The organism is Streptosporangium roseum DSM 43021 (genome assembly GCF_000024865.1).
Lineage (GTDB): Bacteria > Actinomycetota > Actinomycetes > Streptosporangiales > Streptosporangiaceae > Streptosporangium > Streptosporangium roseum.
In genome coordinates this window covers 5489224-5502497 of record NC_013595.1, presented here as the reverse complement: position 1 = coordinate 5502497, position 13274 = coordinate 5489224, and the positions used below count along the sequence as shown (strand labels likewise).

Genomic DNA, 13274 nt, shown 5'->3' with positions numbered 1-13274 from the left:
GTGCCGCCTGGACGGGGCCGGTGTCCGCACGCCTGTCCGTACGTCTGGGGCACATGACCGGCCGCACGCCCGACGGCGAGGCCCTTCGATGAGCGCCGGGCACGGGCATGGACACGGGCAGGGGCATGCGGGGGGCCGTCATCGGTGGCGGCTGGCCGTCTCCTTCGCCCTGATCGGTGCTTACTTCGTGGTCGAGCTGGTCTACGGGCTGGTGTCGGGGTCGCTGGCGCTGCTGTCCGATGCCGGGCACATGGCCGCCGATGTGGTCACCCTGGGCGCGGCGCTGGTGGCCACCCGCATCGCCACCTGGCCCGATGCCAGCGGGCGGCGCAGCTACGGCTCCTATCGGGCCGAGGTGTTCGCCTCGCTGCTGGCGGTGGTGATGATGCTCGGCGTCGCGCTGTACGTGGTGATCGAGGCGATCGGCCGCATCGGCGGCACGGCCGCTGTCTCCTCCGGCCCCATGCTGGTCGTGGGTGCCATCGGCCTGGCCGTCAACCTCGTCGCCTTGCTGCTGCTGCGCTCCGGCGCGGCCGAGAGCCTCAATGTCAAAGGCGCCTACCTCGAAGTGGTCGCCGACACCGCCGGGTCGGTAGGCGTCATCGCGGCCGGCTGGCTGGTGGCTGCCACCGGCCAGCCCTACTGGGACACCCTCGTGGCCTTGGCGATAGGCGTCTTCGTCGCCGTGCGCGCCATCGCGCTCGGCCGCCAGGTGCTGGCCGTGCTGGGCCAGCACGTGCCCGAGGGCGTGGACCCGGCCGCGGTCGCGGCGGACCTGGCTGCCATCGACGGCGTGCGTGACGTGCACGACCTGCACCTGTGGACGCTGACCTCCGGCATGAACGTGGCCACCGCCCACCTGGTCACCGGCGACCAGCGCGACAACCATCCCGTTCTGGACCAGGCCCGGGATCTGCTGCGCCGGCGTCACGGGGTGGCGCACGCCACGCTGCAGGTGGAACCGGCCGATCACCACGGCTGCGACGAACTGGACTGGTGAGCCGCCGAACCCTCGCCCCAACCCGCTCCGGCGACGCCTCGCTCCTCTTTCTCGGTTTTCATTCGACATAATGTAGAAGTTCGGAAGTGTCCGCGCCGCCTGCGAGGTAGCCCCATGTTGGAAATCGTGTCCGCGCTCCTTCCGCCCCTGGTGGTCGGAGGCGCATTCGTGGCAGGAATCGTCTGGCTCCTGCGGAGTGAGTCGCGGGCCAAGGCCTCCGAAGGCGCCGAACGGATCGAGCGCGATGCGTCGCGCAAGTAAAGATCACACGCCCGCTCGGAGCGCCGCGGCTGCCCGACGACGGAAGAGAGTCAGCTCCATGTTCCTCCGCAGGGTAGCGATCCTGCTCCTCGCAGCCGTGGCGGCCACATGGCCCATGACGGCAGCTCAGGCGCACGACATTCTGAAGTCGAGCAATCCGGCGAAGGACGCCAAGGTCTCCGATCTCAGTGAAGTCGTCCTGGAGTTCAGCAACGCCGTGAAGTTCCCCAAGGTCGTCGTGCTGAACGCCGCGGAGGAACAGTTCCAATCAGGCGAGGCCGGCTTCCGGGGCAAGAAGGTCGTTCAGCGACTCTCCGGCACGTTGCCGCCCGGCAAGTACACGATCGGCTACCGGGTGCTCTCCTCCGACGGCCATCCCCGCACCGGCGAGATCTCTTTCACGGTGATCCCCTCGTCCACGCCCACCCCGGCTCCGAGCCCGGCCTCTGCCGAAGAGCCGGAGACACCGGCACCGAGTCCGCAGACGCCGAGTGCCCAGGCGGTTGCGCCGACGTCGACTCCGCAGGCGAACGAGGACGGCGCTCCGGTGAGCAGTGGATCGCCTCTGCTCACCTATCTCGTCATCGGACTCGGAGTCGTCATCGCCGGGGCCGGCGTCATCGTGGCCGGCCGCCGCCGACGTTCCGGCGGTTGATCGGTCTTCAGACCAGCGTGATCCAGTAGTACCAGAAGCGCTGCAGGATCAGGCCGACGATCGCGAGCATCCAGAGCGTGAGGACGACCGTGTGGTACCGGGCCGCCCAGAAGGCTGCCCGGCGGGCGCCGCCGGGCAGCGGGATCCGTCCGGCTTCCAGGTTGGCGAGCGTGACGTACCAGAAGATGGGGATCGTCACGGCCCACACCACCATGCAGTAGGGGCACAGGGCGCCGATCCGGTAGAGGCTCTGGAAGATCAGCCAGTGGACGAAGACGACGCCCGCAACGGTGCCGAGCTGCAGGCCGTACCAGAACCACTTCCGGAAACGGGCCCCCGCCAGCAGTGCCGTACCCACTGTCGTCACCACGGAGAACGCCGCGATGCCGATGAGCGGATTGGGGAAGCCGAAGACGGAGGCCTGCTCGGTCTTCATGACCGAGCCGCAGCTCAGGATCGGGTTGATGCTGCAGGTGGGGACGTAGCCGGGATCGGCCGCCAGACGGAGCCGTTCGACCATGAGCAGGAACGCCGCCAGGACGCCGAGGCTGCCGCCGATCGCGAGGACGAACGGCAGCGATCTGGTGACGATCGGCTGTGTCGCGTCAGCTTCAGCGGCTGCTCCGGGCCGGTGGGCCTTCACCGTGGTCATGGTGCGAGCGCTGCGTCGATCTTGGCCTTCAGGTTCTCGTAGCTGGGCTCTCCGTCCAGCAGGGCGCCGTTGAAGAAGACCGTCGGTGTGCCCTGGATGCTGAGAGCGAACCCGTCATCCTGGTCCTTCTTCACCCGTTCGGCGGTCTCGGGTGCCTTGAGATCCTTCTGAAAGGCGGCCATGTCGAGACCTGTCTGCTTGGCCAGGTCGAGGAAGAACTCCTCCTTGGACTCGGAGGCCTCGCCCCACTGGCTCTGGGTCTGGAACAACTTGGCGTACATGGCCTCGAACCTGTCCTGCTTGCCGGCCGCCTCGGCGACCCGTGCCGCGAGCTCGCCGTTACGGTGACCAGGAAGGGGGAAGTAGCGGACCACGAAGTTGATCTTCCCGTCGTACTCGGCGCGGATGCGTTCCATGTGCGGGAAAGCCGCCCCGCAGGACTCGCATTCGAAGTCCAGGAACTCCACCAAAGTGACCTTGTTGTCGGCCGCGGTGGACAGCTTGTGGCTGTCTGCGCGCACGAGATACTCCGCGGGGACGGGCTGCCCCGACGCCGTACCGGTCACCGGCTCCGTGGCGCTCCCCTCGGGGCGGCCGAACAGCACGATCGCTGCGATCACCGCGGCCATACCTGCAGCGATGATCAGCGTTATCTTCAGATTCGTCGTCATATCCCGCTCTCACATGGTGTTTCGCGAAGCGTCGCTCCCTCTATCTTCTACCAGATGTAGAAGATAGAGGGGGTCAAACGAAGCTGAGGCGCTGCCCACCCGGCGAGGGAGCGGCGGTCCCGGATCGGTAACGCCATGAGGGCGCGCCGGCGGCCGGGGAGCGGGATGACGGCGAAGTCGCACACCATGTCATACCCGGCCTCCAACGAGGTCAGAGGAGCATGCCGGCGTGTGGCACCAAGGTCGATGACGTCGTGGTCGAGCTCCAGGCCAGGGGTGTCGAAGAGCCGTACCTGATCCGCACGCACGGATCGGCCCATCTCGCCTGTGCCTCGAGCGCGGGGCTTTCCTCCCGGCTCCCGGGTGTCTGATGTCTACGGCGCCCAGCAGGGCGTCATAGTGCGGTTCCCCGTCAGACGGGCCAGACGGTGATGCAGAGCAGGGGCGCCACCAGCACGGCGAGAGGTCCGCTGAGCAGGAGGCTGGCTGTGGAGTAGGCGGCGGCGGGCGCCCAGCCCGGCCGCCTGTCCCGCTGGTCGAGGAGTCGCTCCACCCGGTGGACGACCGCCTTGTCCGCCAGGGCGAGCGTGCCCGCCTCCGCCGGCCCGGCCGCGGGGGTGGCCATCCGCACCAGGGCGCGGGCCAGCGTCAGCTCGCCGTGGGCGCGGCGGGCCTGGTCGTCTGCCAGCATCTCCAGCAGCACCGGCACGACCCCGCGGGCCGTCCGGGCGACGGGGAGCCGGGGGAAGGCCCGCTCCAGCGCCATGAACGGCAGCAGGACGAGGTCATGGCGGCCTCGCGCGTGCGCGCGCTCGTGCCCGAGCACGGCCTGCAGTTCCCGCGGGCCCAGCAGGTCCAGCGTGCCCTGGCTCAGCACGATGCGGGCACGCCGTCCCGGGACGCAGTACGCCACGCGCTCTCCGCTCGGCAGGACGTAGGCGTCGTGGAGGGAGGAGTGATCGGCGACCACGTCCACCAGCAGGCGCTGCCGCCGCTGCTCGGCGACGGTCTTGACGGTGATCCTGATCGTGTGGACGGACAACCACACGATCAGGCCGATCGACCATCCCAGGGCGGCGACGTGCGCGGGACCGAGCCCGCTCAGCCCGTGTCCTGCCGCGATCTGCTGGAGCAGGGTGTGCATGCCGTGCGGGAAGAGCGCGGCCAGCGGCGCGACCGCGGCCACCAGGCCCACTCCGACCGCTCCCAGCCCGCCGGACAGGCCGATGGCCTGCCAGAGCACCAGCGCGGCACGGGGACAGCGGCGCGTCCACCGGGCGGCGGCCAGGCGTCCGGCCACCGGCCCTCCGAACACGACGGGCGTCAGGGAGATCCCCGCGACGATCAGCCAGAGGATCACGGAACGGCTCCGTCCCGCCCCGCGAGCGCGTCCCGGAGGGCCGCGGCCACTTCGGGCGACACCGTGCCGACGAAACGGTTCACCGCCGCTTCGAGATCACCCGCTTCGTCGAGGGCGGCCCTCATGGTCTCGGCGACGAAGGAGTCCTTGGTGGCCGCGGCTCTGTAGAGATGCGCCCGGCCCAGACGTTCCCTGGACACCATGCCCTTGTGCGAGAGCCGTACCAGCACGGTCAGGACGGTGGTGACCGCGGGTCGCGACGGCAGGGCGCCGGCCAGGTCCTGGGCGAGCGCCCCCTCGGGACGGTTCCACAGGGCTTCCATGATCGAGCGTTCCAGACTGCCGAGCCGCACGCGTTCCGCCTCCTCCGTATCCGTCTGGCTCTATCGAGAGTAGAAGGTTACAGGCTGTCATTGCGCCGGCTGTCAAACAGAAGACGTCTCCGGGAGGGCGCTCGCTGCCCAGTGCTCGCCACGCCACGCCACGCCTGAACAGCGCAGATGCATCCCCATGAGGCCAAGTCACCTCACACTGGAACTCGATCACTACAGCAAGTGAGGCTCCGCCGTGTCACGGACTCTCGCTGATCCATGAGGAGAGGTTCGATGACTCTGTCGAGACGTGCGATGGTCGCTGGGCTCGGCGCGCTGGCCACCTCCCTTGCCCCGAAACCACCACCCTCGCGATCACCGGCTCCCGAGCCGCTGGCCGTTCCCGGCGGCCGCACCCCCGACCAGCTTGCCGGGGACGAGGGCTTCTGGCGTACCGTCGCCCGGCGATACCGGGTCAGTCCGGACTTCGTCAACCTGGAGAACGGCTACTACGGGATCATGCCCGAGCCGGTGCGCCACGCCTACCACCGCAACGTCGACCGGCTCAACGAGCTGAACTCCCACCTGCTGCGCACCTCCTACAAGGCCGAGGCCGACCGGGTCAGGGAGCGCATCGCCACCGTCCTGGGCGCATCGGTGCAGGAGATTGCCCTGACCCGCGGCGGCACCGAGGCCCTGCAGAACCTGATCAGTGGCTACAACCGGCTGCGCCCGGGCGACGCGGTGATGTACGCCGACCTCGACTACCACAGCGCACGCTACGCCATGAACTGGCTGCGCGACCGCCGTGGCGTGAGCGTCGAACGGATGGTCGTCCCCGAGCCGGCGACCCGGCAGGGCGTACTGGACGCCTACGCCACGGCGCTGCGCGACCACCCGAAGGTCAAGCTGCTCCTGATCAGCCACATGAACAACCGCACCGGACTCGTCCTGCCGGTCCGGGAGATCACCGCGATGGCCCGCGACAGAGGCGTCGACGTCATCGTCGACGCCGCCCACTCATGGGGACAGCTCGACTTCACCATCGGTGACCTCGGGGCGGACTTCGCCTTCTTCTCCTTGCACAAGTGGATGGGAGCACCGCTGGGATCGGGGTTCCTCTACATCCGCGCCGGCCGCCTGGCCGACATCGACGCCGCCTTCGCCGACGAGACCTACCCTGGCGACGACATCCGCTCACGGGTCCATTCCGGCACCATGGACGTCGCGCCCATTCTCACGGTGGGCACCGCCCTGGACTTCCACGAGGTCCTCGGCGGCCCGGTCAAGCAGTCACGCCTGCGTTTCCTGCGCGACCGCTGGGTCCACCAGGTGCGCGACATCCCCGATCTGGAGATCCTCACCCCCGAGGACCCCGCCATGTACGGGACCATGACCGCGTTCCGGATCACCGGGCGCACCTCGGAGGCCGACAACGTCGCGATCGCCAAAGACCTCCTCGACCGGCACCGGATCTTCACCGTGCGCCGGGGCGGGCCTGCCAGGGGCGACTGCGTCCGGGTGACTCCGGCGCTGTTCACCTCGCGCGACGACGTCGACCTGCTCGCCGTGGCATTGCGCGATCTCGCTTCACGGATGCGCGGCTGAGGAATCCGGCAATCGGGGCCTCATTTGGGACGATCTCCGAGGTCAAGGGCGAAACGCCATGTGTCGCCGGCCTGCACCCAAGCTCAGATCGTGGCTCGATCCACCTGGATTCCCGGCCGGCGGCCGACCCCGTACCGGCCGGGAATCCCTGCAAGGCCTACGCCGCTGCCGGCGCCGTCTCGGGTGAGGCTGCCAGGCGTCCCGATCGGTCCAGGGCGCGTACGGCTGCCGCGCATCCGATGCCGATCAAGGCCAGGGCCAGCCATGGCAGGCTCGGCAGGCCCACCGCTCCGCCGAGGTCCAGCGCCCAGCCCGACAGCAGGTTGCCTGCGGCGATGCCGATGCCGGCCAGGGTGCTGTAGAGCCCGTAGTAGGTGGCCACCATGCGCCGGCCGCCGACGGTGACGATGGTCGCCATCTCGAACGGGTAGATGATCATGGTGGCCAGGCTGAGCAGCATCGCCGTACCGAGGACCGGCAGCAGCACAAGCGCGTGGGCGATCCCGTCAACCGGGGCGGTGGCCGCGCTCGCCAGAGGCGCGGCCAGCGCGAGTGGGGTGAAGGCCAGTCCCATCAGCACGAGTCCCCAGGTGATGGCCTGGGCTGGGCGCCACCGCCGGGCCGCCCACGCGGTCACCCGTGCCTGGCCGGCGATGGTCATGAGGCCGGAGACCACGAAGATGAGGGTGACGCCGAGCTCGCCGGCCGTCACCCGGCGGACCTCCAGCGGCAGGCCCAGGTAGACCTGGAAGTTCAGCACGTAGGAGCCGATCATGGCCAGGGAGAACAGCAGGAAGGGACGGTTGGTGATCGCCTCGCGCCAGTCGAGGAGAACTCCGCGCTTTTCCTGCTCCTGCTGCTTGGCCTGTGCCGGCAGGGCCCGTATCTGGGCGATCGTCAGGGCGGCGAACATCAGCCCCGCGGTGAGGCAGACGAGCTTGAACGCCATACCGTTGAGCACCAGGCCGATGAGGGGCCCGATCAGGATGCCGAGCTGGTAGAAGGCATTGAACGCCGCGAACGCCTCGACCTTGCGCTCGCCCGCCTCCTGGGCCAGATAGGCCCGTACGGCGGGGTTGAACAGCGCCCCGGCGAACCCGGTCAGCGCCGAGGCGACCACCAGGGCGGGGATGGAGTCGGCCACCGCCAGCAGCAGGAACGCGACGGTGCGCAACCCACATCCGGCGACGATCATGGGTTTGTGGCCGAGCCGATCGGCGAGGGTGCCCCCTACCAGGAACATGCCCTGCTGGCTGAGGTTGCGGATGCCGAGGATGAGGCCGACCAGTGCCGCCGGCAGCGCGAGCGTGCCGGACAGATGACCTGCCAGGTAGGGCATCAGCATGTAGAAGCCGGTGTTGATGGTGAGCTGGTTGATCAGCAGCAGTTTCACCGGCCGGTCGAAGGACCCTGCCAGGGCCAGTGTGCTTTTCACTGCCGTGCCCCTTCGGTGGCGGGGGATCGCATGGCGGCGGCCGGGTCGACCACGGTCGCGCATCGCGTCCAGCTGGTCAGCTCGCGCTCTGCCGGATGGTCGATCACCTCTGGATCCGTCGTCACCGGCGAGCCGAGAAGGCCGTGGGCGGCGCAATAGTCGTCGTTGAACACCGTGTCGAAGTAGCGGTGCGGGCCATCGGGGAAGATCGCCGCTATCCGCGTGTGGCTGGGCAGCGTGCGGGCCAGCCAGGACGACACCAGAGCCACCGCCCCGACGCTCCAGCCGCCGGTGGCGTATCGAAGCGCCGCCAGGCGCCGGCAGGCCCATACCGCTTCCGGCGGTGCGACCCAATGGACTTCGTTGAAGGCCTCATAGTCCACGTTGCGCGGATAGATGCTGCTGCCCAGGCCCCGCATGAGCCGGGAGCGTGCGGGCTGGCCGAAGATCGTTGAGCCGATCGTGTCGACGCCGACGAGCCGCAGGTCGGGGTAGAAGCGGCGGAGCGCGCGGGAGACGCCGGCGCTGTGGCCGCCGGTGCCCACGCTGCACACCAGGACATCGATCCGCCCGAGCTGGCCGGCCAGCTCGGTGGCCAGCCCCGCATAGGCGGTGATGTTGTCGGGGTTGTTGTACTGGTCCGGGCAGTAGGCGTCGGGATGCTCGCCCAGCAGCCGGCGCACCCGCTCTCGGCGCGCCTGCTGCCAGCCGCCCACCGGGTGCGGCTCGGCGACGATGACGACACGGGCTCCGTAGGCCGACAGCAGGCGGCACATCAGCGGTTCCATCCCCGGGTCGGTCACCAGCGTCACCGGGTGCCCGTAGACGATGCCGGCCAGCGCCAGGCCCAGGCCGAAGGTCCCGCTGGTGGACTCCACGATGGGCGCGCCCGGCCGCAGCTCGCCGCGATCGCGCGCCCGCTCCACGATGTAGAGCGCGGAGCGATCCTTGATTCCCCCCGGATTGTTGCCCTCCAGCTTTGCCCAGAATCCGCGTTCCTGTCCCGAGACGATCTCCGGAACCCATAGAACCGGTGTGTTGCCGACCACGTGTTCAGGGGTGTGGCAGGTGCTTCCGGTAATCATCTGGCTGAGCGAAGGAGTGGTGATCTGCGTTGAGTTGAGTGTGTATGTCATGATCCGTTTCCCATGGGTGCGATGTGGTCGACTCGCTTTTGGGCATGCGGAAGCGACGGCTCATGCCGATCATGTCGAGCGTTGAGTCGTTCGCGCACCTGCCCGCGGGGCGGCTATATGCGGGAAACGGATTTGAACAGGAGTAACACTGCCCCTGGAGGCAGGCGGGCCGGCTGTGAGGAGCGCCTTGCAGGCGTCGGCGATGCCGTCGTGGTTGTCTCAACGGTGGTCGAATCGCCAATGGCGTGTCCGTCGGGCAGCAGGACGCGCACGTCGATGATCGGCGACCCGGCCGCCGCGCCGCACAGGCTGTGATCATCACCTGCGGGAATCTGCGGGCATGGCGATCCGCACGGGAACGCCACCGCGTCAATCGCGGCGTGGGGTTCGGCGCCCCTGTCGCACTCGGCCGCCGACTGTTCCGTACCGGGATCATGACGGTGAGCCGAATGGTCATGCGTGATGCACAGCCCGAGATGCAGCAGCACGACAATACCGAGCACGGCCAGGCACGCCGCGGAGAGAATGCCTCCGCGCTGTGCGACCCGCCGCATCGATACGATCATGACCGTAAATATACATTACGCTCCGTGGCGACTCGCAACGGAGGGTGACTTTCGTGTTAGCCGGGAGTGCCGGTCGGGCGGGATGGCATCTTCTGTCCCGTCGGACGGGACTCGTCGTTCCGCTACTGTCCAAGCTCCGCGCCGGTCGTACCAAGGCTCCTGCGTCGCCGAAACACCCCAGGGCGAAGCCGCCGAGGGCGCGTGCGGCGATCGTCAATACGATCACCAGGCCCCGCTCTTCCCCCATCGGCCGCCGGAGCCGCATGAACAGGCGGCGGTGCCGCATCGACACCACGACCCCGGCCTTCACCGCCGCCGGCACCTGCCCCTCAGGCCCGCGGCGGCTGTGCCAGCAGCCACACGGTGGCCACCAGTAATCGTGCGGCGGCCAGCAGCGTGTCCGGCTCGACGCGCTCGGGCGTCTCGGCGGGAGTCTGATAACCGGGCATGCCCATCCCGATGCCGATCGCGGCCAGCCCGGCCGCGGCGTAGCGGCGGTTGTCGGAGGCCATCGCGCCGGCCCGCAGCGGCACTCCGGTCAGCCGCGCGGCCTGGTCAAGGGTGGCCAGCAGGGCATGCGCCGGCCCGCCCGCCTCGACTGCGGCGGCCTGGTGCAGCTGCGCCGCACCGTCCAGGTTGATGACCTGGACGGCCGGCGCCAGGCTGGGGGCGTGGTGGGCCGATCCCCAGGCGCCTGCCTCCTCGGCGTCCAGGAAGGACACCGACAGGTCCACCGGCGCGGTCGGGGCGGCCCGCAGGACGCGGGCGGCCTCCAGCACCGCGGCCACCCCGGAGGCGTTGTCGGCGGCGGCGGGCAGGCGGCGGCCCGGGTCATCGCCCACCCCGTCGAAGTGCGCGCTCAGCAGCACCCGCGGCCCGCCCACCGGTCCATCCGGCTCGTCCAGCCCGATCGGCAGGTGGCCGTGGACGTTGACCCCACCGGCGCTGACCGCTCGCAGTGGCATCGACGCGGTCACCCTCACCTCACCTGAGATGAGGGCGTCGGCCAGCTGCCGGTGCAGGTCGGTGCGGACCCCGATGACCGCCACCGCGCGCCGGGCCGGCCCTGCGATCATCTTGGGCATCCACCCGTCGGCGTCCGTGCCCCGCGCCATGAGAACGCCGACCGCACCCTCTGCCTCGGCCCGCCGGCAGGCCTGCGCCCATTGCCCGGCGGGGGCCAGCACCCAGTGGTCGCGCAGATCCGCCGCGCTCAGATCCGCCAGCGGCGCCGAGCGCGGATCGGGCAGCTCAGCCGAGGCCAGGTGCTCGGCGAACTCCCGCCGATGCTCCAGACTCCGGGTCATCTCGCCGTCGCTCCACTGCAGCACCGGCGTGCGATACAGCTCCCGCACGCCGGAGACGCCGAACGGGTCGAATCGCACACTGGCGCCCAGCTCGCGTAGTCGTTCGGCGAGCCATGCGGCGGCAGCCTGGCCGCCGGGGGTGCCGACCCTGCGGCCCGCGTAGCCGTCGGAGGCCAGCTCCGCAACGGATGCCAGCATTCGCTCCGCGCTCACCTGCTCCAGGGCGGCCGCCATGCCCGGGGCCTCGATCGTCTCCGGCGGCACGAGCGGCGAGGAGCTCATCCACAGCACCCGGCGGAAGCGCCGGCGGCGGCAGTGGTCGAAGCGGCCGCCGGGGCCTGCCCGCAGCACCCGGTCTCGGCCGCCTGTGTCGCCTCGGCCTCGCTTCCGCAACACGACACCGCGGTGCCGGAGGTGGCGGCGCCGGACGCGGTGGTGGGCGCGGGACTCCCGCAGCATCCTCCGGCCGCGGGCGGGGTGAAAGCGTCTTCGAGGTTCCCGATGAATCCACCGGTGATGTCACTTGCCATCATGTGTTCCTTCCAGGTCGGCGGCGCATGTCATCGCGCCGATCGAACCCCGCTTGGATTGACGGATATCTAAGTAGGGCCAGCGTTCCATGTTGATTAGAGGAGTGTCAAGATAGAAAGCTATCTAATTAAGATGGGAGTCCAGCCCCCGGCTCCGTCCAGCCGCAGCCGCAGGTGGGTGGGGGCCAGTCGCTGGTGTCCGCGCAGCGCACCGGCGAACAGTGCGTCGAACTCGGCGACGCGCAGCGGCTGCTCGGCGGTCGGCAGCGTGCATTCGGCCGGCGCCCAGTTCGTTGATCTCTCCCGTGAGCCGGCCCGGCCCTTCGGCGGACGGGCGCCTGCTCCGACGGTAAGCCTGTACTCAGGTGCCGGATGCACCCCCTGATCCGTCCAGTTGCCGCATGATCTCGGCGACGCTGTCTCTCGCGGTACGGCCGGCGCCGATCAGGGTGGCGGAGGCGGGGCCGGTCCAGTCTCCGTAGCCGAGCAGGTGCAGGCGGGGCTCCCCGAGTGCCCGGGTGCCGTCGACCGGGATGAGCCCGTCCGGGCCGCGCAGGCGTAGCGGGGCGAGGTGGTTCAACGCGGGCCGGAAACCGGTGCACCAGATGATGACGTCGCAGGCCAGGTCGGAGCCGTCGGGCCAGACGACGCCCCCGGCGGTGATGCGGGTGAACATCGGCTCGGCCTTCAACGCGCCCCGGTCGCGGGCCTCGCGTACGGCAGGCACGGCGACGATGTCGCCCAGGTCGCCGATGCCGGGGCCGTCCTCGGCGCGGGCGCGGCGGGTGGCCAGGCCGAACAGGGCGCGGCCGTCGACCTCGTCGGGCAGCAGCCGGGGCGGGCGCAGGGTGACCCAGGTGGTCTCGGCCACGGTGGAGAGCTCGGCGAGGATCTGGGCGGCGGAGTTGGCGCCGCCTGCGATCACCACCCGCCTTCCCCGGAAGGGTTCGGGGCCGTGGTAGTTCACGGTGTGGAGCTGCCGGCCCCGGAAGTCGCCGATGCCGGGGTAATGGGGGACGTAGGGGCGCCACCAGGTGCCGGTCGCACTGATCACGATACGGGCGCGCCAGGTGCCGGCGTCGGTCTCCACCTGAAGGGACTCGCCGCTGCGCCGTACGGCCCGCACCCTCGTCGGCCGGGCGATGGGAAGCTCGTAGCGCTGCTCGTAGTCGGCCAGGTAGGCGACCGTGTCGGCGGCGCTCGGGTAGCCGCCGCCGGGCGGAGACGGCATCATCCGTCCCGGCAGAGAGCTGTACTGCGCGGGTGAGAACAGCCGCAGTGAGGGCCAGGTGTGCCGCCACGCACCGCCCGGAGCGTCCTGGGCATCCAGGATGACGAAGTCGGCTCCGGCCCGGCGCAGGTGGTAACCCGCGGCGAGCCCGGCCTGGCCGCCGCCGATGACCAGGACGTCGACCTGCCGTGGCCGCCCGGTCACACGGCCGCGGGTGCGGCGAGTGGGGCGAACAGCTCGCCGAGCCGGTTCACCGCCGACGGGATGATCCAGTAGTAGACCCAGGTGCCGCGCCGCTCCGAGCCGATCAGCCCGGCGGTGCGCAGCACTTTGAGGTGGTGGGAGATGGTGGGCGCGGTCAGGTCGAAGGCGTCGGTCAGGTCGCACACGCACGCCTCGCCGCCCGCGTGCGAGCCGATCATCGACAGCAGGCGCAGCCGTACCGGGTCGGCGACCGCCTTGAGCAGCACCGCCAGCTCGGCCGCCTCGTTCTCCGGCAGGGGCTCGCGCGCGATCGGCGCGCAGCACTGGATGGTGACGGCGGTCATGAC

15 protein-coding genes are annotated in these 13274 nt (G+C 70.0%); 4 read left to right on the top strand and 11 right to left on the bottom strand.

The window, feature by feature from the left end; genetic code table 11:
* Positions 1 to 88 precede the first annotated feature (88 nt).
* The 3 genes from SROS_RS24075 to SROS_RS24070 all read left to right on the top strand — a co-directional run bounded on the left by SROS_RS24075 (position 89) and on the right by SROS_RS24070 (position 1916).
* Positions 89 to 1000: a cation diffusion facilitator family transporter gene (locus SROS_RS24075; RefSeq protein ID WP_012891519.1), complete on the top strand. Its 912-nt coding sequence runs from the start codon at positions 89 to 91 to the stop codon at positions 998 to 1000.
* A gap of 114 nt (positions 1001 to 1114) precedes the next feature.
* Positions 1115 to 1261, top strand: a complete 147-nt coding sequence (locus SROS_RS51155) for a hypothetical protein (RefSeq protein ID WP_012891518.1) — start codon at positions 1115 to 1117, stop codon at positions 1259 to 1261.
* A 58-nt stretch (positions 1262 to 1319) separates the two neighbouring features.
* On the top strand, positions 1320 to 1916 hold the full coding sequence (locus SROS_RS24070) for a copper resistance CopC family protein (protein ID WP_012891517.1): 597 nt from the start codon (positions 1320 to 1322) through the stop codon (positions 1914 to 1916).
* A gap of 7 nt (positions 1917 to 1923) precedes the next feature.
* On the opposite strand, the gene SROS_RS24065 is transcribed toward SROS_RS24070, so the two are convergent.
* The 4 genes from SROS_RS24065 to SROS_RS24045 all read right to left on the bottom strand — a co-directional run bounded on the left by SROS_RS24065 (position 1924) and on the right by SROS_RS24045 (position 4952).
* Positions 1924 to 2568 carry a vitamin K epoxide reductase family protein gene (locus SROS_RS24065; RefSeq protein ID WP_012891516.1) on the bottom strand — a complete coding sequence of 215 codons (645 nt, stop codon included), beginning with the start codon at positions 2566 to 2568 and terminating at the stop codon, positions 1924 to 1926.
* Complete coding sequence (locus SROS_RS24060) at positions 2565 to 3239, bottom strand: DsbA family protein (RefSeq protein WP_012891515.1); 675 nt, start codon at positions 3237 to 3239, stop codon at positions 2565 to 2567. Before SROS_RS24060 ends, SROS_RS24065 begins: the two co-directional genes overlap by 4 nt.
* A 412-nt stretch (positions 3240 to 3651) precedes the next feature.
* The gene (locus SROS_RS24050; RefSeq protein ID WP_012891513.1) at positions 3652 to 4599 is read right to left on the bottom strand and encodes a M56 family metallopeptidase; all 948 of its coding nucleotides are present in this window, start codon (positions 4597 to 4599) and stop codon (positions 3652 to 3654) included.
* Positions 4596 to 4952, bottom strand: coding sequence for a BlaI/MecI/CopY family transcriptional regulator (locus tag SROS_RS24045; protein WP_012891512.1), 357 nt, complete (start codon positions 4950 to 4952; stop codon positions 4596 to 4598). The genes SROS_RS24050 and SROS_RS24045 overlap by 4 nt, the downstream gene beginning before the upstream one ends.
* A 252-nt stretch (positions 4953 to 5204) precedes the next feature.
* Here SROS_RS24045 and SROS_RS24040 point away from each other — a divergent pair, with 252 nt between their 5' ends.
* Positions 5205 to 6518, top strand: a complete 1314-nt coding sequence (locus SROS_RS24040; RefSeq protein WP_012891511.1) for an aminotransferase class V-fold PLP-dependent enzyme — start codon at positions 5205 to 5207, stop codon at positions 6516 to 6518.
* A gap of 157 nt (positions 6519 to 6675) precedes the next feature.
* Here SROS_RS24040 and SROS_RS24035 read toward each other — a convergent pair whose 3' ends face one another.
* The 7 genes from SROS_RS24035 to SROS_RS24015 all read right to left on the bottom strand — a co-directional run bounded on the left by SROS_RS24035 (position 6676) and on the right by SROS_RS24015 (position 13271).
* Positions 6676 to 7953, bottom strand: a complete 1278-nt coding sequence (locus SROS_RS24035; RefSeq protein WP_012891510.1) for an MFS transporter — start codon at positions 7951 to 7953, stop codon at positions 6676 to 6678.
* Positions 7950 to 9089, bottom strand: coding sequence for a PLP-dependent cysteine synthase family protein (locus tag SROS_RS24030; RefSeq protein ID WP_012891509.1), 1140 nt, complete (start codon positions 9087 to 9089; stop codon positions 7950 to 7952). The genes SROS_RS24035 and SROS_RS24030 overlap by 4 nt, the downstream gene beginning before the upstream one ends.
* Before the next feature lie 113 nt (positions 9090 to 9202).
* Entirely contained in the window at positions 9203 to 9655 is a 453-nt protein-coding gene (locus tag SROS_RS49865) for a hypothetical protein (RefSeq protein ID WP_148269184.1), read from the bottom strand.
* A 329-nt stretch (positions 9656 to 9984) separates the two neighbouring features.
* Positions 9985 to 11313: a M28 family metallopeptidase gene (locus SROS_RS24025; RefSeq protein ID WP_012891508.1), complete on the bottom strand. Its 1329-nt coding sequence runs from the start codon at positions 11311 to 11313 to the stop codon at positions 9985 to 9987.
* Between the two features lie 299 nt (positions 11314 to 11612).
* Complete coding sequence (locus tag SROS_RS47775) at positions 11613 to 11870, bottom strand: hypothetical protein (protein WP_012891507.1); 258 nt, start codon at positions 11868 to 11870, stop codon at positions 11613 to 11615.
* Positions 11854 to 12927 (bottom strand): ArsO family NAD(P)H-dependent flavin-containing monooxygenase, encoded by a 1074-nt coding sequence (locus SROS_RS24020; protein WP_012891506.1) that lies wholly within the window; start codon positions 12925 to 12927, stop codon positions 11854 to 11856. Before SROS_RS24020 ends, SROS_RS47775 begins: the two co-directional genes overlap by 17 nt.
* On the bottom strand, positions 12924 to 13271 hold the full coding sequence (locus SROS_RS24015) for an ArsR/SmtB family transcription factor (RefSeq protein WP_012891505.1): 348 nt from the start codon (positions 13269 to 13271) through the stop codon (positions 12924 to 12926). The genes SROS_RS24020 and SROS_RS24015 overlap by 4 nt, the downstream gene beginning before the upstream one ends.
* Positions 13272 to 13274 lie beyond the last annotated feature (3 nt).

Excerpts from the sequence above, each read along its gene's own strand:
- SROS_RS24060 (WP_012891515.1), bottom strand. The coding sequence starts at position 3,239 with ATGACGACGAATCTGAAGATAACGCTGATCATCGCTGCAGGTATGGCC.
- SROS_RS24070 (WP_012891517.1), top strand. The coding sequence starts at position 1,320 with ATGTTCCTCCGCAGGGTAGCGATCCTGCTCCTCGCAGCCGTGGCGGCC.
- SROS_RS51155 (WP_012891518.1), top strand. The coding sequence starts at position 1,115 with ATGTTGGAAATCGTGTCCGCGCTCCTTCCGCCCCTGGTGGTCGGAGGC.
- SROS_RS24030 (WP_012891509.1), bottom strand. The coding sequence starts at position 9,089 with ATGACATACACACTCAACTCAACGCAGATCACCACTCCTTCGCTCAGC.
- SROS_RS24015 (WP_012891505.1), bottom strand. The coding sequence starts at position 13,271 with ATGACCGCCGTCACCATCCAGTGCTGCGCGCCGATCGCGCGCGAGCCC.
- SROS_RS24065 (WP_012891516.1), bottom strand. The coding sequence starts at position 2,568 with ATGACCACGGTGAAGGCCCACCGGCCCGGAGCAGCCGCTGAAGCTGAC.
- SROS_RS24075 (WP_012891519.1), top strand. The coding sequence starts at position 89 with ATGAGCGCCGGGCACGGGCATGGACACGGGCAGGGGCATGCGGGGGGC.
- SROS_RS24040 (WP_012891511.1), top strand. The coding sequence starts at position 5,205 with ATGACTCTGTCGAGACGTGCGATGGTCGCTGGGCTCGGCGCGCTGGCC.
- SROS_RS49865 (WP_148269184.1), bottom strand. The coding sequence starts at position 9,655 with ATGATCGTATCGATGCGGCGGGTCGCACAGCGCGGAGGCATTCTCTCC.